The sequence below is a fragment of the Pseudomonas sp. 3296 genome, from assembly GCF_031456615.1.
Lineage (GTDB): Bacteria > Pseudomonadota > Gammaproteobacteria > Pseudomonadales > Pseudomonadaceae > Aquipseudomonas > Aquipseudomonas mucoides.
Window position 1 is genome coordinate 285,723 of sequence record NZ_JAVDUY010000008.1, and the last position, 19,996, is coordinate 305,718.

Below are 19,996 nucleotides of genomic sequence, written 5' to 3' on the forward strand. Positions count from 1 at the left end.
CCGATGCGTGTGTGGTTTTTGAGTGCTGGCCTGGCCTTGATGTGCATGGCCCAGAACGCAGCGGCGGGTACTGTCCTGATCGTTGGCGATAGTATCAGCGCGGGTTTCGGACTGGATACCCGGTTAGGGTGGGTCTCGCTGCTCGAGCAACGGCTCAAACACGAAGGCTTCGACGATAAAGTGGTCAACGCCTCCATCAGTGGCGACACCAGTGCCGGAGGCCAGGCGCGCCTGCCTGCGCTGCTTGCAGAACATAAGCCGGAGCTTGTCATCCTCGAGTTGGGCGGCAATGACGGACTGCGTGGAATGCCCCCGGCTAATTTGCAACAAAACCTTGCGTCGATGATCGACAGCTCCCGCGACAACGGCGCCAAGGTCCTGCTGTTGGGTATGCAACTGCCTCCTAATTACGGCGTGCGCTACACCGAGGCCTTTGCCAAGGTCTACAGCACGCTGGCCACCGAGAAAAAAATCGCGCTGGTGCCGTTTTTCCTCGACGGCGTCGGCGGTCATCCGGACTTGATGCAGGCTGACGGCATACACCCGGCGGCCGGGGCTCAGGACAAGTTGCTGGATAATGTCTGGCCTACGCTAAAACCGCTGTTATGACCCTTTTCTAGGCGCAGGCTTTCGGCTAAGGTGGCGCCCCCGATTTGGAGCCCTCGATGCCGCGTCCTGCCTGGTCACTTTTTGCCTACCAACTGATCGAGCCTGACGAACAGCTGGATCTGTTCGCCTGCCAGGAAGTGCGGGTGCATCTGGTAACCCGTCAACTGGAGCTGGGCGGCTCGGCGGACCGAACCTTGTGTGGCAGCCTGTTGCCTGCACAGCCACGTTGGTCGAGTGTTGATCGTCGAGTATTCCAGGACCAGCGCCTGTGCTCGCTGTGCCGGGCCATCCTTGAATCGCAAAAGCGCGGCACCTCGCCGATCTGGCCAGAGCTGCGCTTTGAGCTCTAGCGCATAAAAGATAGCGTGCTATCGGCCAACTCCCCGAAATTCCAGGCGGCGGTGTACAATCCCGTTTTTTATACCCTTGTCGATCATGCGAAGGACTTTCCGGATGTTGCCGCGTTTTCCTGCCGTCACCCGCTGCCTGTCTCTTGCCGCCCTTTGTATGGCCGGTCCAGCTGCAGCATTGGAGTTTCCCCTGCCACCGCCCGGTGAAGACATCATCGGCCAGGTGCAGGTGATCAAGGCCAAGTACGAAGATACCTTTGCTGACCTTGGTACCGCTTACGACCTGGGCTACACGGAAATGATCGCGGCCAACCCGGGTGTCGATGCATGGTTGCCGGGCGCCGGTACTGAAGTCATTCTGCCGACCCGTTTCATCCTGCCACCGGGCCCGCGCGAAGGCATCGTGATCAACCTGGCCGAGTACCGCCTCTACTACTACCCCAAAGGCCAGAACGTGGTGTACACCTTCCCGCTGGGGATTGGTCGCGAGGGTTGGGGCTCGCCAATCGCACACACCACCATCACCGCGAAAACGCCTAACCCGACCTGGACCCCTCCAGCGTCGATCAAGGCCGAGCACGCCGCCGATGGTGATCCGCTGCCGAATGTCGTGCCAGCAGGCCCGGATAACCCTCTGGGGCCGTTCAAATTCAGTCTGGGCACTCCGGGCTACCTGATTCATGGCTCGAACAAGAAATTCGGCATTGGCATGCGCACGAGTCACGGCTGCTTCCGCATGTTCAACAATAACGTGCTGGAAATGGCGAAAATGGTGCCGGTCGGCACGTCGGTACGAATCATCAACGATCCGTACAAATTTGGCGTAAGCGGCGGCAAGGTGTATCTCGAAGCGCACACACCGCTGGATGACAAGGGCAACCCGTCGGTGGTCGACAAGCACACCTCGGTGATCAACGCGATGCTCAAGCGTGAAGACATCACTAACAACCTGCGCATGAACTGGGATGTGGTGCGTGACGTGGTCGCCGCTGAAGATGGCCTGCCGGTGGAAATCGCGGTGCCGAATGGCTCCGCGCCGATGGTGTCGAATACACCGCTCGATCCGTTGCAGTAAGGCTTGAAAACAACCCGCCGACGCACACCGCGTCGGCGGGTTTTTTATTGCCGGTAGGAAACACCAGGCAATAAAAAAGCCGACCCAAAAAATGGGTCGGCTTGATAACAATCCCGAGGGATTATTACTTGCGGCTAGCTTTGTCCAGCATGCGCAGAGCACGCTCGTTAGCTTCGTCAGCAGTCTGTTGTGCTTTTTGAGCAGCAGCCAGAGCTTCATCAGCTTTACGGTAAGCTTCGTCTGCACGAGCCTGGGAGCGAGCAGCTGCGTCTTCAGTAGCGGTCAGACGTGCTTCGGTTTCTTTCGATGCGCTGCTGCAACCGGTAGCCAGAACTGCGGCCAGAGCCAGAGCAGAGAATTTCAGAACGTTGTTCATCGTGTTCCCCTTCAAGGACTTTCTATTAAGTTAGCTGTCTCCTCAGAGTGAGGAAATAGCCGGCGTACATACTACTCATTACTACTCGTAAGTAAACTGACGTAAAGCAAGAAGCAAAAAAAATTGTAGGCGTTGATTCTTTTTCGAGCAACTTTTAACTGCATTGTCTAAAAAATATCCAGCTGCGAGGCCCGAGATGAGCGAGCCGCTCAAAAAAAGTTCCGCGCACTCACAGGGCTTTTTTTCGGTCTTGGCTAAAGTCTGGCTAGATGAGTTCGTCCATACTTCTGTTCGAATTTTGCGCAGAGGCTCTCATAATCTTTATCCATCTAGAGGTGACTTTAAGAGAGCAGATTCGTCTTATGTCTCAATATCCGGCAATGTTCAGGCTGCCGACCCGCTAAGACCGTCGGTCGAGCCGTCCCTGCGTACCCCCGGAGCAGCACCCGCTGGCTGAGCATGATGACGAGCGCACCTTGAGCATTTTCGCCAATGGTGCCTACTATTTGATACGTGCTCGGTTGCGCGAGATCGGTGCAGTTCTTCTCGGTGTCCATTGGCACGGGGTGGCGTAGATGTTCCTTCGCCGGAAAAACATCGGTAAGGTAGGGGTCAGAATTCAGACCCGCGAGGAGTAGTGATGAGCGAGGCGTTGTCCATCCACCATGACCAGGCTGGTCATCAGTTCGAGACCAATGTGGACGGTCATCGTGCCTACCTGACCTATATGGATCTGGGAAAACAGACCCTGGATATCTATCGTACCTTCGTGCCCAACGCATTGCGTGGTCGTGGCATTGCTGCGGCATTGACCGAGAAGGCGCTGGAGTACGCTGATGAAATGGGCTACACCGTCATTCCATCGTGCTCCTACGTTGAGCGCTACATGGAGCGCCACCAGCGGCACGCCGCCAAGCTGTGACCCAAACGAACGCATAAAAAAACGCCAGGTTTAAGCCTGGCGTTTTTGTGTGCGCTAAACGGTGATCAGGTGCGATCGCGTTTGGGCAACACGTCCTTGAGCTTGGCGTGCATGCTGCGCAAGGTGTTTTCGGTGGCGGACCAATCGATGCAGGCGTCGGTGATCGACACGCCGTATTGCAAGTCGGCGAGGTCTTTCGGGATGGCCTGGCAGCCCCAGTTCAGGTGGCTTTCGACCATCAGGCCGATGATCGACTGGTTGCCTTCGAGGATCTGGTTGGCGACGTTCTCCATCACCAGCGGTTGCAGGGCCGGGTCCTTGTTGGAGTTGGCGTGGCTGCAATCGACCATGATGTTCGGCTTGATCTTCGCCTTGTTCAGCGCTTGCTCGCAGAGCGCGACGCTGACCGAATCATAGTTCGGCTTGCCGTTGCCACCGCGCAGTACCACGTGGCCGTAGGCGTTGCCCTTGGTGGTGACGATCGACACGCCACCTTCCTGGTTGATGCCCAGGAAGCGGTGAGGGCTGGAAACCGATTGCAGGGCGTTGATAGCGACCGTCAGGCCGCCGTCGGTGCCGTTCTTGAAACCGACGGCCGAGGACAGGCCGGAAGCCATTTCGCGGTGAGTCTGGGATTCGGTGGTACGTGCGCCGATGGCCGACCAGCTGATCAGGTCCTGCAGATATTGCGGGGAGATCGGGTCGAGGGCTTCGGTCGCGGTCGGCAGGCCCATTTCGGCCAGGTCCAGCAGCAACTGGCGACCGATGTGCAAACCGTCCTGAATCTTGAACGAGTCGTCCAGGTACGGGTCGTTGATCAAGCCTTTCCAGCCGACGGTGGTGCGTGGCTTTTCGAAATACACGCGCATGACCAGATACAGGGTATCGGACACTTCTGCCGCGAGTGCCTTCAGGCGCTCGGCGTATTCGTGGGCAGCCTTGATGTCGTGGATCGAGCAAGGCCCGATGACGACGAACAGGCGGTGGTCGGTGCCATCCAGGATATTGCGAATGACTTCGCGACCCTTGGTGACGGTGCGCAGGGCGGCGTCGCTCAGGGGGATGTCACGCTTGAGCTGGTCAGGAGTGATCAGCGTCTCGTTGGAGGCGACGTTTAGGTCGTTGATCGGTAAATCAGCCATCGTTTACTCGTCAGGTCACGGGTGCCGGCCGCCAGCGAACCCGCGCGGCGGAGCACAGCAAATTAAGCGCGTCGGGGACCCGAACCTTAGCGCGTTAGGCGCCTGCTCGACAATGGGCACACACCTGTTTAATCCAGCACAGCCTGTGCAAATGCCTTGCGCACGGTGTCGTGAGAGAACTCGTCGGCATGCGCCTGGACCCATTCGAGGGCCAGCGCCTGAATACCTTGCAAGTCATCATGTGCGTCATGCAGGCGGCAATACCGTTCGATCTGGCACACTTGCTCGCCCATTCGGGCACTGAACATCATCTGCTCGTCGACAAAGGCAATGCCCACCAGGTAGCCGCGTTTGCGCCGCAGGCACCAGGCCACATAGCCCAGGTAGCGCAAGTCGGGGTTCAGGGTCGGCATGCGCACTTCCAGCGCCGTGCCATGGCGCCAGGCCCTGTGATAATTGCAAGCCATGCCCCCGAGGCTGATAGTGTGCAAGCGTTGTCGCGAGATGCACTCATGTGTGAGCAACGTTAATTCGACGGGCACATCATCAGGATGAGGAATAAAACGTCCCATGAACACGGACTCCCTGTGTCGGCCATCTGACATTCTTTCACCCAGTATAGTGGTCGAATTGGAACTGACCGATTTCGATGCCGACCAACGGCTGTTGGGAATGCCCGGTGTTTCCCTGGTGATTTTTACCAGTGTCGGCTGCGCCAGTTGCCGATTTGCCCGTGAGCAATTGCCAAGGCTCGATCTGGCAGTCGATCGACTGTGCTGGATCGATGCGGGGAACAATGGCGGGGTGGTCGAGCGTTACCAGGTTTTTCATTTGCCGGCGCTGTTTTTAGTGCGCGACGGTGAGTTCTTCGGGGCATTAAAATCGCGCCTGACCGGTACCGAACTCAATGAAGCGGTCGGACGGGCGCTGATGAAAACAGCAGAGGAGTTGCCATGATGGGGGCAGTGACCAGGCCGACAATCGGTGTGATCGGGACCGGCGCAATCGGCGGGTTCTACGGGATGATGCTGGCGCGTGCCGGCTTCGATGTGCATTTTTTGCTGCGCAGTGAGTTTTCAGCAGTGGCCGAGCGCGGGTTGCAACTCGACAGCGCGGTGCATGGCGCGTTGACGTTGAGCCCGGTTCAGGCTTATTCGTGCGCTGAAGACATGCCCGCCTGCGACTGGTTGCTGGTCGGCGCCAAAACCACCAGCAATGCCGACCTGGCCCCCGCCATCATTCAGGCGGCTGCCGCGAACGCCAAAGTGCTGGTCTTGCAGAATGGCCTGGACGTCGAAGACAGCCTGCGCGAGTTGCTTCCTGACACTTTGCACCTGCTCGGCGGGCTGTGTTTTATCTGTGTCCATCGCACCGGCCCCGGGGAAATTACCCATCAGGCACTCGGCGCCGTCAACATCGGCTATCACAGTGGTCCTGCGGTCGATGAAGTGGAGCGCGTGGCGATTGTAGAAGCGGGCGCCAGACTGTTCCGCAGCGCTGGCATCGATTCCCAGGCCATGCCGAACCTGCAACAGGCACGTTGGCAAAAACTGGTCTGGAATGTTCCGTACAACGGTCTGTCGGTTCTGTTGGGGGCCAGCACCACGCCATTGATGGCCGATGCTGACAGCCGGGAATTGATCAAGGCATTGATGGCCGAAGTGGTGCAAGGCGCAATCGCTTGTGGTCACGACATACCGGCCGGTTACGCCGACCATCTGTTCATGGTGACCGAAAAAATGCCGGACTACTGGCCGAGCATGTACCACGATTTCCTGCACAAGCGACCGCTGGAACTGGCGGCGATTTACGCGCGTCCCTTGGCAGCGGCCAAAGCGGCAGGGTGCGAATTGCCGCTGATCGAAGCCTTGTATCGCAGTTTGAGTTTTATCGATCGACGAAATACCTGAGTCGATCAATCCGGGGGGAAGCGCATGGCCAAGATTATCGACGACAAACTGGTGCTGGCGATTTCTTCGCGGGCACTGTTCGACCTGAGCGAAAGCCACAAGGTGTATTTGTCGAGCGGTGTCGAGGCCTACCGGCAATATCAGATCGAGCACGAGGACGAAATCCTTGAGCCTGGTGATGCCTTCCCGCTGGTGCAGAAACTCCTGAACCTCAATACGCTTCTTGGTCGCGCCCGGGTCGAGGTAATCCTGGTGTCGCGCAACAGCGCCGACACAGGACTGCGGGTGTTTAACTCGATTCATCACTATGGACTGGCAATTTCCCGCGCGGCGTTTGTCGGCGGGCGCAGTCCCTATCCGTATCTCAAGGCCTTTGGCTGTGACCTGTTTCTGTCGACGCATGCCGAAGACGTGCGCAGCGCACTGGAGGCCGGTTTCGCCGCGGCGACCATTCTGTCGGGTGGTGCCAGCCGCGCGGCCAGCGATGAATTGCGGATTGCCTTCGACGGCGATGCGGTGCTGTTTTCCGACGAGTCGGAGCGGGTCTACCAGTCGGGCGGCCTGGAAGCGTTTCAGGCCAGCGAGCGCGAAGCCGCCCGTGAGCCATTGCGCGGAGGGCCGTTCAAAGGCTTCCTGGCGGCCCTCAATCTGTTGCAGCGTGAGTTTCCAGACGACGACTGCCCGATCCGCACGGCGTTGGTCACGGCGCGTTCGGCGCCGGCCCACGAGCGCGTGATCCGCACGTTGCGCGAATGGGACATTCGCCTCGACGAATCATTGTTTCTCGGTGGCCTGACCAAATCGGCGTTTCTCGAAGCGTTCGCCGCCGATGTGTTTTTCGACGATCAGGCCGGCCATTGCGAATTGGCCCGTGAAGTCGTCGCCACCGGTCACGTACCGCACGGCATAAGCAACGAGCAAAAGATTTAAGCCCGCCGTTCAACGCGTTACGCAAAGCGTCGTACTCGTCAAGGCGCTGCTAAGCTGAATCAAATCTCCGCCATGTTGGCTTGCGAGGAGATCCTATGATTCAGTCGATGCTGTATGCCACTGACCTTGGCCTATATGCACCGTTGGTGATGCAACATGCCTTGGCCCTGGCGCGGACATTCAATGCCGACTTGTATGTGGTCCACGCGGTTGAGCCCATGGGGTTGTTTGCCGAATCGGTGCTTCAGAGTTATTTGGATGAACAGGCCTTGAACGAGTTTCACAGTCAGGGCCTGAGTACTGTCATTGCCAATATCGAGCAGCGGGTGCTCGACAGTTTTCGCGAAGAGCTGGGGGATGAAGGGGAGCAGGATCTGGCGCGAATCCGCGCGGTGCGCGTACTTCAGGGGGATCCGTCGCAGGTGATTCTCGACCAGGCGCAGAAACTCTCTGTGGATTTGCTGATCGTAGGTAGTCATAGCCATGGTGCTGGCGCGGAAACGCCTTTGGGCAGGACCGCCGCGCGCGTGTTGCAGCTGGCGCGGGTGCCGGTCTATCTGGTGCCACTGGTAGAGCGTCGCCGCAAGGAAGATCGCTAGAACACAAATAGTGGCAATTTGACAAAAAAGTTCTAGATTTATTCTTCACGCCATTAATATAGTTATATACCGTCGCTGATGCCCGTGGCGTCTACCTGCTTTGAGGGATTCATATGAAGCTTCAACAATTGCGCTACATCTGGGAAGTGGCGCACCACGACCTCAACGTTTCCGCTACTGCCCAAAGCCTTTACACCTCGCAACCGGGTATCAGTAAACAGATCCGCCTGCTGGAAGACGAACTGGGCGTCGAGGTGTTCGCCCGCAGCGGCAAGCACCTGACCCGCGTCACCCCGGCTGGCGAACGCATCATCACCACCGCCGGCGAAATCCTGCGCAAGGTTGAAAGCATCAAGCAGATCGCCCAGGAATTCTCCAACGAGAAAAAGGGCACCCTGTCGATCGCCACCACCCACACCCAGGCACGTTATGCGTTGCCACCGGTGATCAGCACCTTCATCAAGCAATACCCGGACGTTGCCCTGCACATGCACCAGGGGTCGCCGATGCAGATCGCTGAAATGGCCGCTGACGGCACCGTGGATTTTGCTATTGCCACCGAAGCGCTGGAGTTGTTCGGCGACCTGGTGATGATGCCGTGCTACCGCTGGAACCGCTGCGTGGTCGTGCCACAAGGTCACCCATTGACCAAGCTGTCGAAGCTGACCCTCGAAGCCCTCGCCGAATACCCGATCGTGACGTACGTGTTCGGTTTTACCGGCCGCTCGAAGCTCGACGAAGCCTTCAGCCATCGCGGCCTGACGCCGAAAGTGGTGTTCACCGCCGCCGACGCCGACGTGATCAAGACTTACGTTCGTTTGGGACTGGGTGTGGGCATCGTGGCGAAAATGGCGGTCGATGCCAAACTCGATAGCGATCTGGTCATGCTCGATGCGAGCGATTTGTTTGAATCGAGTATCACCAAAATCGGTTTCCGTCGTGGCACCTTCCTGCGTGGCTTCATGTGCGACTTCATCGAGAAGTTTGCCCCGCACCTGACCCGCGAAGTGATGGCTAAAGCCATTCAGTGCCACAACAAGCAGGAGCTGGAAGAACTGTTCGACGGCGTCGAACTGCCGGTCCACTGATTTGTTTTAGATCACCTCGGTAACAGAGAACTGTTGCCGAGCGCCCGCTACCAGAATCTCCACTTCATCCCCTTCGAACTTGCCCAGCAGGCTTTTGCCCAGCGGCGAGCGGGGGGTGATGACGGTAATCAGTTGCCCCACCAGATCGACCTTCAGGCCGGCTGCGTCGGGGGCCAGAAACAGCCATTGCTCACGACCGTTCTCGTCTTCCAGTCCGAGCAGCGCGCCGACTTCGATGCCGCGCTGATCATCATAAGGGCGCAGCCTCAGGTTTTGGCACAGCGCCAGTGACTGGCGGATTTCTTCCACCCGTTTTGCCTGCCCGGCTGCCAGATAGGACGCCTCCAGCCCCAGGGTGTCGTACTTGTTTTCGGCGATGTTTTCTTCGTGGGTCGCGGTTTCGTAGGCGGTTTGCGCGGCACGTTCTGCGATGTCGAGATCAATCCGCAGCTTGTCGAGAATCAATTGGTGGACGGTCTGTTTGTTCATGATCAGTCGCAGAATTGCAGGACATTGGCGCGGCTTTTTTCGCTCGGCGCGGTATGGTCCTGCTGCAACCAGAACTGGCATTTTGGATTGGACAGATTGCGGCTGCTGCTGCGGGCCTGATCCATACGCACCTGCTGTTCGTTCTTGCGCAGGTTCTCTTCGTATTGCTCGAACAACGGGCTCTGCGGTGGAATATCCGGCCTTGGCTGTTCGACAATCGGCGGCTTGGCCAGTTGTTCCACGGCGGCGGCTACCGGTGCCAGTTGCTCTTTGAAAAACACCGCTGAGACGAGCCAGCAGGTCAGCGCGATGGCGATAAATCCCAGCCACATACCAAGGGCAATGCTGCCGGTCAATCGCAGGGCGTTAAGCTGGATCGGCAGCGGGCTGCGCGGGTTGGGACGGTAGGGCATGGCTGCCTCCTGGCGGATGGTCGCGGGCGAGTGGCGATTGTCGCACGAAGATTAATCGCCGTCGGCTCTTCTGCACGAGGTAATTTATGCGGACAATCGGTGCCTTTGCCAACGGGAACCTGGAATGCCTGAACTGCCTCAAGTGAAAAACCGCCGGCGCTGGGATATTTTTTGCACCGTGGTCGACAACTTTGGCGACATCGGCGTGACCTGGCGCCTGGCTCGCCAACTGGTGGCCGACCACGGGCTGGAGGTGCGCTTGTGGGTCGATGACCTGCGCGCCTTCGAACGTCTGTGTCCCCAGATCGATAGCCATGTCGCGCAGCAATGGCAGGCCGGTGTCGAAGTGCGCCAATGGCCGACCGAGTGGTTGGCCACCGACGCGGCGGACGTGGTCATCGCCGCATTCGCCTGCCAATTGCCGAGCGCCTACATGGACGCCATGGCCGCGCGGGTAAAGCCGCCGCTGTGGATGAACCTCGATTATCTGAGCGCCGAGGACTGGGTGATCGGCTGCCACGGTTTACCGTCGGTCAAATACAAAACGGTGCAGAAGTACTTCTTCTTCCCGGGATTCCGGCCGGGCACCGGCGGTCTGCTGCGTGAAAGTGGATTGCTTGAGCGTCGCCGGCAGTTTCAGCAAAGTCCCGAGACTCAACGCGAATTCCTTCAAGGGTTGGGCATTGATCGTGCGCCGAACGCGCACTTGATCTCGCTGTTTGCCTATGAGAATGCCGGGTTGTCGAGTTGGCTGGATGTACTGGCCGCCGATTCGTCGCCCACACATTTGCTGGTGCCCGAGGGGCGGATTCTCGGCGATGTCGAACGCTGGCTCGGCGTTGAAGGATTGGCCGCGGGGGCGCTTCATGTTCGCGACGGATTGACCGTCCAGGTGCTGCCGTTCGTCCGACAGGATCAATATGATCACCTGCTCTGGTGCTGCGATTTCAACGCCGTGCGCGGTGAAGACTCCTTCGTTCGCGCTCAATGGGCGGGTCGGCCGATGCTCTGGCACATCTATCAGCAGGAGGAAGACATCCACCTGGACAAGCTTGATGCGTTCCTCGCGCTGTACACAAAAGGCCTGTCCGAGCCCGCCAGCCAGGCGATAAACGGTCTTTGGCACGCCTGGAATGCCGGTCATGATATGTCCGACCACTGGCGCACAGCCCGCAAACACTGGCCAGAGCTGCAAAAACACGCCGAGGCGTGGTGTCTGGAACAAGCCTTGCAGGCCGATCTTGCCGCGGCGCTGGTACAGTTTTATGTAAATTGGATATGATACGCGGCCTAGATTTTTGTAAATCCCATCCAAATTCGGATATTCGCAATGAAAACTGGTAAAGAACTGAAACCCGGTACCGTGATCCGTCTCGACAACGATCCTTGGCTGGTTCAGAAAGCTGAATTCACCAAATCCGGTCGTAACAGCGCGATCATGAAGACCAAGCTGAAAAACCTGCTGACCGGTTACAAGACCGAGATCGTTTACAGCGCCGACGACAAACTGGACGACGTAATCCTCGACCGCAAAGAAGCGACCCTGTCCTTCATCAGCGGCGACACCTACACGTTCATGGACACCACTGACTACACCATGTACGAGCTGAACGCCGAAGACATCGAAGCCGTTCTGCCTTTCGTTGAAGAAGGCATGACCGATGTTTGCGAAGCGATCTTCTTCGAAGAGCGTCTGGTTTCCGTAGAACTGCCGACCACTATCGTGCGTCAGGTTGACTACACCGAAGGTTCCGCTCGCGGTGACACTTCCGGCAAGGTAATGAAGCCTGCCAAACTGAAGAACGGTACCGAGCTGTCGGTTGCTGACTTCATCGAAATCGGCGACATGATCGAAATCGATACCCGCGAAGGCGGTTCCTACAAAGGCCGTGCTAAATAAGCACTGCTTGAGGAATGAAAAAGCCCGGCCATTGAGTCGGGCTTTTTTGTGGGCGCAATTTCGAATTCAACGTTGCACCCCTGTAGGAGTGGTGTTACTTCTTCAGGTGTTCTTTGAGCTCTTGCGACGCTTGCAGCATCGCCGAACGCACCGCAGGCACCTGGCTCACCACGTTGAGCAAACCGTAGTCGTGGATCATGCCGTTGTAGCGAACCGACGTCACCGCCACCCCGGCCTCATCCAACTTTCGAGCATAGGCCTCACCCTCATCGCGCAGCACGTCAGCGCCCGCCGTCTGCACCAGTGCAGGTGGCAAGCCCTTCAGTTGGGCGGTGGTTGCCCGCAGCGGCGAGGCGTAAACCTCGCTACGCTGGTTGGCGTCGGTGGTGTAGTTGTCCCAGAACCACTTCATCATGTTTTTGGTGAGGAAGTGGCCCTCGGCAAACTGGTTGTACGACGTCGTGTCGAAGTTCGCATCCGTCACCGGCCACAGCAGCACCTGGAACTTGATCGCCGGAGTGCCCTTGTCCTTGGCCATCAGCGCAACCACGGCCGCCATGTTGCCGCCGACACTGTTGCCGGCCACGGCCAGGCGCTTGCTGTCGACATTGATCTCTTTGCCGTGCTCGGCCACCCATTGGGTCGCCGCATACGCCTGGTTGATCGCCACCGGGTAATGCGCTTCCGGCGATGGGGTGTAATTGACGAACACCGCAACGGCCCCCGAGCCCGTTACCAGATCACGCACCAATCGTTCGTGGGTCGGGAAGTCGCCCAATACCCAGCCACCACCGTGGAAGAACATGAACACGGGCAGTTCGCCCTTGACCCCGGCCGGCCGAACGATGGTCAGGCGCAGCGGTTGGCCATTGACTTGAATAGTCTTCTCGCTGACATCCGCTTTAGGCAGTGTCAGTTTCACCGAGGCTTGCGCACCCGTCAGCACGGCGCGGGCATCTTTCGGGGTGAGTTGCTCCATCGGTTTGCCGGTGCCGGCATTCAGTACGTCGAGGAAGGCCTGGGTGTTGTGTTCAACACCGTCGCCTGCAAACGCGTTGCCGATGGACAGGGCGAGAAGGGTGCCGGTCAAGACTTTGCTGAAAGCGTTCATGTTCGTTTCCTGTTCGGGCCTTGGGATCAGCGGTTAGACGGTGATGTGCAGGCGCACATCGACGTTGCCACGGGTGGCGTTGGAGTACGGGCAGACCTGGTGGGCAGCGTCGACCAGGGATTGCGCGTCGGCTTGTTCAAGCCCCGGCAGGCTGATGTGCAGGTCGATGTCCAGACCGAAGCCGCCAGGGATTTGGCCGATGCCGACATGGGCGGTGATCGAGGCGTCGTTCGGGATGGTGCGTTTGGTCTGGCTGGCGACGAATTTCAGGGCGCCGATGAAGCAGGCAGAGTAACCGGCTGCGAACAGTTGCTCAGGGTTGGTTGCTGCGCCGCCCGCGCCGCCGAGTTCTTTCGGGGTAGCGAGTTTGACGTCGAGGATGTTGTCGCTGGAAACGGCGCGACCATCACGGCCGCCAGTGGAGGTTGCGATTGCGGTGTAGAGAGTTTGCATGGTGTGAGCCTCATTCGGGTTTGGATGTTTCGCGCTAAATATTTGCGCGCTAAGTAAGTGCGAGGTGAATGTATCGCGCAAGTATTTTGCGCGCAATATAAATTTCTGAAAAAGTTTTGGTCGGGATTTGGGCGGATGATACGGAGGGCTGAGCTAGAGCGGTCGAGGCGAGATTTTCAGGACTGAAAATTTTTCGAGGAAGTGCTGAACGAGGCTGGAAGGGCACCACAAAACCAATTGTGGGAGCGAGCCTGCTCGCTCCCACAGGGGGATTCAGGTTGATTTGGGGATCAGAGGCTGTTCTGCAAATTGCCGCGCAGCACTTGCAGCTCCGCTTGCAATTTGTTCAGTCGCTCCACGGTCATCCCGCTGGCGCCGAGGATGCACTGTGGAATGCTGCGTGCCCGTTCCCGCAAGGCGCGGCCCTGTTCGGTGAGTTCGACGATCACCACCCGTTCGTCTTCGCGGCTGCGGGTACGACTGAGCAAACCTTCGACCTCCAGGCGTTTGAGCAACGGCGTCAGCGAACCGGGATCGGTCAGTAAGCGCGTGCTGATTTCACCCACGGTCAGACCATCGCGTTCCCACAGCACCATCATCGCCAGGTATTGCGGATAGGTCAGGCCCAGCGCTTGCAACAGCGGCTTATAGACCTTGGTCATCAGCAGCGAAGTCGAGTGCAGGGCGAAACAGGCCTGATTATCCAGCAGCAGTTGTTCGCAGTTATCCGGGGTGTCGCGTTCGGTGGTCATCTCAAAAGCCTTGATCGGTAGTCCTCATGAATCTAGCGGGCGAATCTTTAATGCGCCATATAATTTTCGACTAGTGGCGATCCAGCGTGTTTTGCAGTGCCAGGTCCCACGGCGGGATGGGGCTGAAGCGCGTCTTCAGGTATTCCAGCAGCAACCGGCTGCGCGAGTTGGGTTGTTGCGCCAGTCGCAAGGCATAGATGCCGGCGCTCTCCGGTTTGGGCAGCCCGTTATCGCAGAACAGCGGCAGCAGTTCACCGCGCAGCAGGTATTCGCTGGCCAGCCAGGTCGGCAGGTGGGCGATGCCCAGCCCGGCCAGGGCGCCACAGAGCAACGCCTCGGCATTGTTGGCGCTCATGCGGATCCGCGCCGGGCGGTGCAACTGCATCTGCCCGTCACGTTCGAAGCGCCAGGCGAAGGGCGGGGCCAGGCCATCCCAATCGAGACCGTCGTGATCGACAAACTGTGCGGGCTCGGTCGGCACGCCGCGGCGTTGTAAATAGTCCGGGCTGGCGCAGGCAACGCGCACCAAGCTCGCCAGTGGCGTGGCTACCAGCCGGGTGTCGGCCATCTGCCCGGCGCGCAGCACCAGATCGACCTTGCCCAGATTCAAGCCTTGCATGTCGACGAAGCTGTCGATCAGGTGCAGTTGCACGTCGAGGCCGGGGTACAGCATCAGGAAATCGGCAATCACCGGGGCGAGATGCCGTCGCCCGAATGCCGCGGGCGCATCGATTCTGATCAAGCCTTCCGGCGCGCTGCTCAGGGACACCGCTTCGGCCCGTGCCAGCCGAAGCTCTGCGACGATTCGTCGGGCGCGCTCGGCAAAGGCCAGGCCCGCCGGTGTCGGCATCACGGCGTGGGTGCTGCGGGTGAACAACTGGCTGCCGACGGCGTTTTCCAGGCTGTCGATGCGCCGCGCCACGGCCGATGGGGTCAGGGGATGCCGGCGGGAGGCCGCGGAGAAGCTCCCGGATTCCAGCACATCAAGAAACAGCCCGAGCTGTTCGGTCAGTTGATTAGGGTTCATGGCGATCACGGCTGTGCGAAGTTGGCACAGCCATTGTGCGCTGCTGTGCGTTTCCGCGCCATCGCGGACTGCGTAGGATGAACACCCATGACAAATGAGGAATTCCCTGTGATCGAGTTTGTGATGTATCTGGTATTTGGCGCTGCCCTCGGCACCTTCGGCGGGTTGTTCGGGATCGGCGGCGGTTTGATCGCGATCCCGTTGCTGGGCGTGCTGTTCGGGCTTGATCAACAAATCGCCCAAGGCACCGCGCTGGTGATGGTCGTACCCAACGTCATGCTGGCGCTGTGGCGTTACCATCAACGCAATCGCATTGAATTGCGCCACGCGTTGCCCTTGGCGTCGATGGGGTTCTGTTTTGCCTGGATCGGTTCGATCTGGGCGGTCGGCATCGATGCGCAAACCATGCGCATCGGCTTTGTCGCCTTCCTCGTGGCGCTGTCGGCCTACAACCTGATCCGAATGTTCATCGCCAATACCCCCGCCTCGGCGCAGATGCATTACGGCTGGCCATGGCTGGGTGTGCTCGGCGCGGCTTCCGGGACCATGGGCGGCTTGTTTGGTGTAGGCGGGGCAGTGGTGGCGACGCCGGTGTTGACCAGCCTGTTTGGCACCAGCCAGGTGGTGGCCCAAGGGTTGTCGCTGGCGCTGGCGTTACCCAGCACCGGCGTCACGCTGGTGACTTATGCGGCGCACCATCAGGTCGACTGGCTGATTGGCGTGCCGTTGGCCATCGGCGGCTTGATGAGCATCAGTTGGGGCGTAAAGATCGCCCACGCAATGCCGGAGCGACTGCTGCGCGGGTTGTTTTGCGGTTTTCTGGTGTGCTCGGCGGTGATGCTCGCGTTTAAAGTTTGAAGCCGTCGACGATGTGCTCGGCCAGGCACTCGGTGATCGGCGACGGATTGTGCAGATTGCGCACGAGCATGATGCAGGCTTCCGGTAATTGCGGCAGGTCTTCGGCCTCACCGAGGATGCGCATGTCCGGGGTGATCAGGCTTTCCAGTTGCGCCGTCACCGCCAGCCCGGCGCTGACCACGGCCATCAATGCCGACAGGCTCGAACTGTTGTAGGCAATCCGGTAATCACGGCCCATCGCATCCAGTGCGTTACACGCCCACAGCCGGCAGAAACAATCACTGTTGAACATCGCCAGAGGCAACGGCGTCTGCTCATGGGCGCTGAAGCATTGCGCCTCGGCCCAGACGAAACGTTCCTTGCGCAACAACTGGCCAATCTCGGTGCCGGGCTCGCGGGTGACGATGGACAGGTCCAGGTCCTGACGTTGCAGCAATTGTTTTGATGATTCGCAGTGAACCTCGATCTGGATCAGCGGATAGCTCTTGGCGAAGCGCGACAAAATCCCCGGCAGAAAACGCATCACGTAATCGTCCGGTGTACCGATGCGTACGGTGCCGACCATGTGCGGCTCACGCAGCGTGTTGAACACTTCGCTGTGGAGTTTGAGGATGCGCCGCGCATACCCCAGCAAAACCTGGCCTTCGGCGGTCAGTTTGACCTGTCGCCCATCGCGTTCGAACAGTTGGCGCTGCAACACGTCCTCTTCCAGGCGTTTCATCTGCATGCTCACCGCCGACTGCGTGCGATTGACCAATTCACCGGCGCGGGTAAAACCGCCCTGGTCGGCGATGGCGACAAAGGTGCGCAGAACATCCGTATCGATACTGGGGAAAGCTGACATCCATCAATCTCCGAGATGGTTACCATCAGAAACATTCGTTGGATTGATCTTATCCCTCGAGCGAGACTTGAGCCATCCCCAACGGAGGACAACGAGATGAAAGGTCAACATCAACACGTAACGGAAGAAAGATTCTCCATTCATGCGGTATCCGATCTGCTGCACAAGTTTACCCGCTGGTACGAACTTCATCGTGAGCGCGAACTGCTGGCGAGTCTGAGCGATGAAGCACTGAAGGACATAGGCGTCAGTCGTGCCGATGTCGAACATGAATCGGTCAGACCCTTCTGGGATGATCCGATGCATAAATGATGAGGCCATTGCTACACAAACCCCTCTCTGGTGAGGTAGGTTGCGAGCAGACACGGAGGTATTCATGCCCGCAACGCTGTCCTTTTCCAACCGACAAGCTCGACGTCTGGCACTGGCTGCCCAAGGGTTCAACGGGCGCCAGCCGCCAGCGACGATCAAACCTGTTCAACTCAACCGACTGATCGAACGGCTGGGCATTTTGCAGATCGATTCGGTCAATGCGTTGGTGCGTTCGCACTACCTTCCCTTGTTTTCCCGCCTTGGAAATTACTCATCCGACTTACTCGATCAGGCTGCCTGGAGCCAGGGCCGACGTCGCACGTTGTTTGAGTACTGGGGGCACGAAGCCTCGTTGTTGCCGTTGTCGATGTATCCCCTGATGCGTTGGCGTATGCAGCGCGCTACGCGTGGCGAAGATATTTATCAGCAACTGGCGCGTTTCGGGCGTGAACAACAGGACACGATTCGCCGGGTGCTGGCCTCGGTCGAAGAACTCGGCGCACTGGGTGCCGCAAGCCTGTCGACTCGTGAGGAACGGGCCGGGCCGTGGTGGGACTGGAGCGCGGAAAAGCATGCGCTGGAATGGCTATTTGCCGCCGGCGAAGTGACGGTGGCCGGCCGGCGTGGTTTCGAACGACTTTATGATTTGCCGGAACGGGTGATTCCTTCGGCCATTTTGCAGCAGCCGGAATTAAGTGAGGCCGAGGCTCAGCGCGGGCTGTTATTGCATACGGTGACGGCATTGGGTGTCGGCACGGAAAAAGACCTGCGGGACTATTTTCGCTTGAACCCAGCAGACAGTCGCCCGCGTCTGGCGGAACTGGTCGAGGCCGGTGAGTTGCTGACCTGCGAAGTGCAAGGCTGGCGGCAAGCGGCGTATTGCCTGCCCGAGCCGAAAGTGCCGCGCAAGGTTGCGGCCAGTGCATTGCTTTCACCGTTTGATTCGCTGATCTGGGAACGCAGTCGTACCGAGCGGTTGTTTGATTTCCGCTACCGGCTGGAGATTTATACGCCGCAGGACAGGCGGGTTTACGGGTATTACGTGTTGCCGTTTTTGCACAACGAACGGATTGCCGCGCGGGTGGATCTGCGGGCGGAGCGAGCGTTGGGGCGGCTGGCGGTGCACGCGGTACACGAGGAAGAGCCGGGGCTGGATGATGAAGGGATGCAGGCTTTGGCGGTCAATCTGCAGCGGATGGCGGACTGGTTGGGGCTTGAGCGGGTGCAGTTGAATTGTCAGCGGGTGAGTGCCGACAGGTTAAGAGTGGCATTGGCTGGAAGTGGCGGTGGTTAGGCTGGCCTCATCGCGAGCAGGCTCACCCCTACAGGTTTCACGCAATCCTGTGGGAGTGAGCCTGCTCGTGAAGGGAGCGACGCGGTCTAGCGCCGAACTTGTTTCAAGGTCTCAGCAATCAAAAACGCCAATTCCAGCGACTGATCTGCATTCATCCGTGGATCACAATGGGTGTGATATCGGTCCGACAACCCATCCTCGGTAATCGGCCGCGCCCCACCAATGCATTCGGTCACGTTCTGCCCGGTCATCTCGATGTGGATGCCACCGGCATAACTGCCTTCCGCCTGGTGAACCTGGAAGAACTGCTTCACCTCGCCGAGGATCTGCGCGAAGTCGCGGGTCTTGTAACCGCTGCTGGCCTTGATGGTGTTGCCGTGCATCGGGTCGGAACTCCACAGCACCTGCTTGCCTTCGCGCTGCACTGCGCGGATCAGCGCCGGCAAATGATCGCCGACCTTGTTCGCGCCCATCCGCGCAATCAGGTTGAGGCGGCCCGGATCGTTGTCCGGGTTCAGCACGTCGATCAGGCGAATCAAATCTTCAGGGTTCATGCTCGGGCCGACCTTGACCCCGATCGGGTTGTTCACCCCGCGCAGGAATTCGACGTGTGCGCCATCGAGCTGGCGGGTGCGGTCGCCGATCCACAGCATGTGCGCCGAGCAATCGTAGTAATCGTTGGTCAGGCTGTCGCGCCGTACGAAGGCTTCTTCGTAGTTGAGCAGCAGCGCTTCGTGGGCGGTGAAGAAACTGGTTTCGCGCAATTGCGGCGAAGTGTCCATGCCGCAGGCGCGCATGAACGCCAGGGTTTCATCGATGCGGTCGGCCAGGTGGCTGTATTTTTCAGCCAGTGCCGAATTGGCGATGAAGTCCAGGTTCCACTTGTGCACCTGATGCAGATCGGCAAACCCGCCCTGGGCGAACGCCCGCAGCAGGTTCAGGGTGGCGGTGGACTGATGGTAAGACTGAAGCAGGCGTTCCGGGTCCGGCACGCGGCTTTTCTCGTCGAAACCGATGCCGTTGACGATGTCGCCACGGTAGGCGGGCAGGGTCACGCCGTCGATGGTTTCGTCATTGGACGAACGCGGTTTGGCGAACTGACCGGCCATGCGCCCGACCTTGACCACCGGGCAGCCGGCGGCGAAGGTCATGACGATCGCCATTTGCAGCAGGACTTTGAAGGTGTCGCGGATTTTCGCGGCGGAGAACTCGGCAAAGCTCTCGGCGCAATCGCCACCCTGCAACAGGAAGGCGCGCCCCTGGGTCACTTCGGCAAACTGACGGCGCAACTCCCGGGCCTCACCGGCAAACACCAGCGGCGGATAACTGGCCAGGGTTTGCTCGACCTGCTGCAAATGCGCGGCGTCGGGGTATTGAGGTTGTTGCTGGATCGGCAGGGCGCGCCAGCTGTCAGGGCTCCAGGGTTGGCTCATCACGTTCTCTAGTGTTTTACGCTCGGACGGTTATGTTATCAGCAATTAGTGCGTGACCTGTTCCCGTCGCTTCGCGGACAATCGCGCCTTTGCCGCGCCCCCTCGCGGT

25 protein-coding genes are annotated in these 19,996 nt (G+C 59.1%); 14 read left to right on the top strand and 11 right to left on the bottom strand.

Annotated features, from left to right (window positions below):
- Positions 1-3: 3 nt before the first annotated feature.
- The 3 genes from J2X66_RS23200 to J2X66_RS23210 all read left to right on the top strand — a co-directional run bounded on the left by J2X66_RS23200 (position 4) and on the right by J2X66_RS23210 (position 2,034).
- Positions 4-609, top strand: a complete 606-nt coding sequence (locus J2X66_RS23200) for an arylesterase (RefSeq protein ID WP_310269015.1) — start codon at positions 4-6, stop codon at positions 607-609.
- A 56-nt stretch (positions 610-665) separates the two neighbouring features.
- Complete coding sequence (locus J2X66_RS23205; RefSeq protein ID WP_003226812.1) at positions 666-959, top strand: hypothetical protein; 294 nt, start codon at positions 666-668, stop codon at positions 957-959.
- A 103-nt stretch (positions 960-1,062) separates the two neighbouring features.
- A complete protein-coding gene (locus J2X66_RS23210; protein WP_140670889.1) occupies positions 1,063-2,034 on the top strand; it encodes a L,D-transpeptidase family protein in 972 nt (323 codons plus the stop codon).
- Between the two features lie 124 nt (positions 2,035-2,158).
- Here the strand turns inward: J2X66_RS23210 and oprI are convergent, their stop codons facing one another.
- Positions 2,159-2,410: an outer membrane lipoprotei OprI gene (gene oprI / locus J2X66_RS23215; protein ID WP_003199355.1), complete on the bottom strand. Its 252-nt coding sequence runs from the start codon at positions 2,408-2,410 to the stop codon at positions 2,159-2,161.
- A 640-nt stretch (positions 2,411-3,050) separates the two neighbouring features.
- On the opposite strand from oprI, the gene J2X66_RS23220 reads away from it, so the two are divergent.
- The gene (locus tag J2X66_RS23220) at positions 3,051-3,332 is read left to right on the top strand and encodes a GNAT family N-acetyltransferase (RefSeq protein ID WP_027925705.1); all 282 of its coding nucleotides are present in this window, start codon (positions 3,051-3,053) and stop codon (positions 3,330-3,332) included.
- A gap of 65 nt (positions 3,333-3,397) precedes the next feature.
- On the opposite strand, the gene J2X66_RS23225 is transcribed toward J2X66_RS23220, so the two are convergent.
- Complete coding sequence (locus J2X66_RS23225; RefSeq protein WP_027925706.1) at positions 3,398-4,474, bottom strand: 3-deoxy-7-phosphoheptulonate synthase; 1,077 nt, start codon at positions 4,472-4,474, stop codon at positions 3,398-3,400.
- Positions 4,475-4,602: 128 nt separating this feature from the next.
- A complete protein-coding gene (locus tag J2X66_RS23230; RefSeq protein WP_027925707.1) occupies positions 4,603-5,046 on the bottom strand; it encodes a PilZ domain-containing protein in 444 nt (147 codons plus the stop codon).
- Between J2X66_RS23230 and J2X66_RS23235 the strand changes: the two genes are divergently transcribed.
- From J2X66_RS23235 to cysB, 5 genes are all read left to right on the top strand, one after another.
- Positions 5,045-5,431 (top strand): co-chaperone YbbN, encoded by a 387-nt coding sequence (locus J2X66_RS23235; protein WP_027925708.1) that lies wholly within the window; start codon positions 5,045-5,047, stop codon positions 5,429-5,431. The genes J2X66_RS23230 and J2X66_RS23235 overlap by 2 nt on opposite strands.
- The gene (locus tag J2X66_RS23240; RefSeq protein ID WP_310269023.1) at positions 5,428-6,384 is read left to right on the top strand and encodes a putative 2-dehydropantoate 2-reductase; all 957 of its coding nucleotides are present in this window, start codon (positions 5,428-5,430) and stop codon (positions 6,382-6,384) included. Before J2X66_RS23235 ends, J2X66_RS23240 begins: the two co-directional genes overlap by 4 nt.
- Before the next feature lie 24 nt (positions 6,385-6,408).
- Positions 6,409-7,314: a 5'-nucleotidase gene (locus J2X66_RS23245; RefSeq protein WP_310269026.1), complete on the top strand. Its 906-nt coding sequence runs from the start codon at positions 6,409-6,411 to the stop codon at positions 7,312-7,314.
- Between the two features lie 95 nt (positions 7,315-7,409).
- Positions 7,410-7,913, top strand: coding sequence for a universal stress protein (locus tag J2X66_RS23250; RefSeq protein WP_027925711.1), 504 nt, complete (start codon positions 7,410-7,412; stop codon positions 7,911-7,913).
- 113 nt (positions 7,914-8,026) lie between these two features.
- Positions 8,027-9,001 (top strand): HTH-type transcriptional regulator CysB, encoded by a 975-nt coding sequence (gene cysB / locus J2X66_RS23255; RefSeq protein ID WP_027925712.1) that lies wholly within the window; start codon positions 8,027-8,029, stop codon positions 8,999-9,001.
- A 6-nt stretch (positions 9,002-9,007) separates the two neighbouring features.
- On the opposite strand, the gene J2X66_RS23260 is transcribed toward cysB, so the two are convergent.
- Positions 9,008-9,490, bottom strand: coding sequence for a transcription elongation factor GreAB (locus J2X66_RS23260; protein WP_310269030.1), 483 nt, complete (start codon positions 9,488-9,490; stop codon positions 9,008-9,010).
- 2 nt (positions 9,491-9,492) lie between these two features.
- A complete protein-coding gene (locus J2X66_RS23265) occupies positions 9,493-9,903 on the bottom strand; it encodes a hypothetical protein (protein WP_310269033.1) in 411 nt (136 codons plus the stop codon).
- A 124-nt stretch (positions 9,904-10,027) separates the two neighbouring features.
- On the opposite strand from J2X66_RS23265, the gene earP reads away from it, so the two are divergent.
- Both earP and J2X66_RS23275 read left to right on the top strand, forming a co-directional pair.
- A complete protein-coding gene (gene earP / locus J2X66_RS23270; RefSeq protein WP_310269036.1) occupies positions 10,028-11,185 on the top strand; it encodes an elongation factor P maturation arginine rhamnosyltransferase EarP in 1,158 nt (385 codons plus the stop codon).
- A gap of 48 nt (positions 11,186-11,233) precedes the next feature.
- Positions 11,234-11,803 carry an elongation factor P gene (locus J2X66_RS23275; RefSeq protein ID WP_310269039.1) on the top strand — a complete coding sequence of 190 codons (570 nt, stop codon included), beginning with the start codon at positions 11,234-11,236 and terminating at the stop codon, positions 11,801-11,803.
- A gap of 94 nt (positions 11,804-11,897) precedes the next feature.
- On the opposite strand, the gene J2X66_RS23280 is transcribed toward J2X66_RS23275, so the two are convergent.
- From J2X66_RS23280 to J2X66_RS23295, 4 genes are all read right to left on the bottom strand, one after another.
- A complete protein-coding gene (locus tag J2X66_RS23280; RefSeq protein WP_310269042.1) occupies positions 11,898-12,914 on the bottom strand; it encodes an alpha/beta hydrolase in 1,017 nt (338 codons plus the stop codon).
- A gap of 33 nt (positions 12,915-12,947) precedes the next feature.
- A complete protein-coding gene (locus J2X66_RS23285; protein WP_310269045.1) occupies positions 12,948-13,367 on the bottom strand; it encodes an organic hydroperoxide resistance protein in 420 nt (139 codons plus the stop codon).
- Positions 13,368-13,657: 290 nt separating this feature from the next.
- Entirely contained in the window at positions 13,658-14,119 is a 462-nt protein-coding gene (locus tag J2X66_RS23290) for a MarR family transcriptional regulator (protein WP_310269048.1), read from the bottom strand.
- Between the two features lie 70 nt (positions 14,120-14,189).
- Positions 14,190-15,146, bottom strand: coding sequence for a LysR family transcriptional regulator (locus tag J2X66_RS23295; protein WP_310269053.1), 957 nt, complete (start codon positions 15,144-15,146; stop codon positions 14,190-14,192).
- 108 nt (positions 15,147-15,254) lie between these two features.
- On the opposite strand from J2X66_RS23295, the gene J2X66_RS23300 reads away from it, so the two are divergent.
- Entirely contained in the window at positions 15,255-16,004 is a 750-nt protein-coding gene (locus J2X66_RS23300; protein WP_310269297.1) for a sulfite exporter TauE/SafE family protein, read from the top strand.
- Here J2X66_RS23300 and J2X66_RS23305 read toward each other — a convergent pair.
- A complete protein-coding gene (locus tag J2X66_RS23305; RefSeq protein ID WP_310269056.1) occupies positions 15,994-16,848 on the bottom strand; it encodes a LysR substrate-binding domain-containing protein in 855 nt (284 codons plus the stop codon). The two genes, J2X66_RS23300 and J2X66_RS23305, sit on opposite strands and share 11 nt — an antisense overlap.
- Positions 16,849-16,944: 96 nt before the next feature.
- Here J2X66_RS23305 and J2X66_RS23310 point away from each other — a divergent pair, with 96 nt between their 5' ends.
- Together J2X66_RS23310 and J2X66_RS23315 are read left to right on the top strand one after the other, a co-directional pair.
- A complete protein-coding gene (locus J2X66_RS23310; RefSeq protein ID WP_027925722.1) occupies positions 16,945-17,160 on the top strand; it encodes a DUF1127 domain-containing protein in 216 nt (71 codons plus the stop codon).
- 64 nt (positions 17,161-17,224) lie between these two features.
- Positions 17,225-18,454: a winged helix-turn-helix domain-containing protein gene (locus J2X66_RS23315; protein ID WP_310269060.1), complete on the top strand. Its 1,230-nt coding sequence runs from the start codon at positions 17,225-17,227 to the stop codon at positions 18,452-18,454.
- Between the two features lie 86 nt (positions 18,455-18,540).
- Here the strand turns inward: J2X66_RS23315 and J2X66_RS23320 are convergent, their stop codons facing one another.
- Positions 18,541-19,887 (bottom strand): class II 3-deoxy-7-phosphoheptulonate synthase, encoded by a 1,347-nt coding sequence (locus J2X66_RS23320; protein WP_310269064.1) that lies wholly within the window; start codon positions 19,885-19,887, stop codon positions 18,541-18,543.
- Positions 19,888-19,996 lie beyond the last annotated feature (109 nt).

Excerpts from the sequence above, each read along its gene's own strand:
- J2X66_RS23200 (WP_310269015.1), top strand. The coding sequence starts at position 4 with ATGCGTGTGTGGTTTTTGAGTGCTGGCCTGGCCTTGATGTGCATGGCC.
- J2X66_RS23205 (WP_003226812.1), top strand. The coding sequence starts at position 666 with ATGCCGCGTCCTGCCTGGTCACTTTTTGCCTACCAACTGATCGAGCCT.
- J2X66_RS23210 (WP_140670889.1), top strand. The coding sequence starts at position 1,063 with ATGTTGCCGCGTTTTCCTGCCGTCACCCGCTGCCTGTCTCTTGCCGCC.
- oprI (WP_003199355.1), bottom strand. The coding sequence starts at position 2,410 with ATGAACAACGTTCTGAAATTCTCTGCTCTGGCTCTGGCCGCAGTTCTG.
- J2X66_RS23220 (WP_027925705.1), top strand. The coding sequence starts at position 3,051 with ATGAGCGAGGCGTTGTCCATCCACCATGACCAGGCTGGTCATCAGTTC.
- J2X66_RS23225 (WP_027925706.1), bottom strand. The coding sequence starts at position 4,474 with ATGGCTGATTTACCGATCAACGACCTAAACGTCGCCTCCAACGAGACG.
- J2X66_RS23235 (WP_027925708.1), top strand. The coding sequence starts at position 5,045 with ATGAACACGGACTCCCTGTGTCGGCCATCTGACATTCTTTCACCCAGT.
- J2X66_RS23230 (WP_027925707.1), bottom strand. The coding sequence starts at position 5,046 with ATGGGACGTTTTATTCCTCATCCTGATGATGTGCCCGTCGAATTAACG.
- J2X66_RS23240 (WP_310269023.1), top strand. The coding sequence starts at position 5,428 with ATGATGGGGGCAGTGACCAGGCCGACAATCGGTGTGATCGGGACCGGC.
- J2X66_RS23245 (WP_310269026.1), top strand. The coding sequence starts at position 6,409 with ATGGCCAAGATTATCGACGACAAACTGGTGCTGGCGATTTCTTCGCGG.
- J2X66_RS23250 (WP_027925711.1), top strand. The coding sequence starts at position 7,410 with ATGATTCAGTCGATGCTGTATGCCACTGACCTTGGCCTATATGCACCG.
- cysB (WP_027925712.1), top strand. The coding sequence starts at position 8,027 with ATGAAGCTTCAACAATTGCGCTACATCTGGGAAGTGGCGCACCACGAC.
- J2X66_RS23260 (WP_310269030.1), bottom strand. The coding sequence starts at position 9,490 with ATGAACAAACAGACCGTCCACCAATTGATTCTCGACAAGCTGCGGATT.
- J2X66_RS23265 (WP_310269033.1), bottom strand. The coding sequence starts at position 9,903 with ATGCCCTACCGTCCCAACCCGCGCAGCCCGCTGCCGATCCAGCTTAAC.
- earP (WP_310269036.1), top strand. The coding sequence starts at position 10,028 with ATGCCTGAACTGCCTCAAGTGAAAAACCGCCGGCGCTGGGATATTTTT.
- J2X66_RS23275 (WP_310269039.1), top strand. The coding sequence starts at position 11,234 with ATGAAAACTGGTAAAGAACTGAAACCCGGTACCGTGATCCGTCTCGAC.
- J2X66_RS23280 (WP_310269042.1), bottom strand. The coding sequence starts at position 12,914 with ATGAACGCTTTCAGCAAAGTCTTGACCGGCACCCTTCTCGCCCTGTCC.
- J2X66_RS23285 (WP_310269045.1), bottom strand. The coding sequence starts at position 13,367 with ATGCAAACTCTCTACACCGCAATCGCAACCTCCACTGGCGGCCGTGAT.
- J2X66_RS23290 (WP_310269048.1), bottom strand. The coding sequence starts at position 14,119 with ATGACCACCGAACGCGACACCCCGGATAACTGCGAACAACTGCTGCTG.
- J2X66_RS23295 (WP_310269053.1), bottom strand. The coding sequence starts at position 15,146 with ATGAACCCTAATCAACTGACCGAACAGCTCGGGCTGTTTCTTGATGTG.
- J2X66_RS23305 (WP_310269056.1), bottom strand. The coding sequence starts at position 16,848 with ATGTCAGCTTTCCCCAGTATCGATACGGATGTTCTGCGCACCTTTGTC.
- J2X66_RS23310 (WP_027925722.1), top strand. The coding sequence starts at position 16,945 with ATGAAAGGTCAACATCAACACGTAACGGAAGAAAGATTCTCCATTCAT.
- J2X66_RS23315 (WP_310269060.1), top strand. The coding sequence starts at position 17,225 with ATGCCCGCAACGCTGTCCTTTTCCAACCGACAAGCTCGACGTCTGGCA.
- J2X66_RS23320 (WP_310269064.1), bottom strand. The coding sequence starts at position 19,887 with ATGAGCCAACCCTGGAGCCCTGACAGCTGGCGCGCCCTGCCGATCCAG.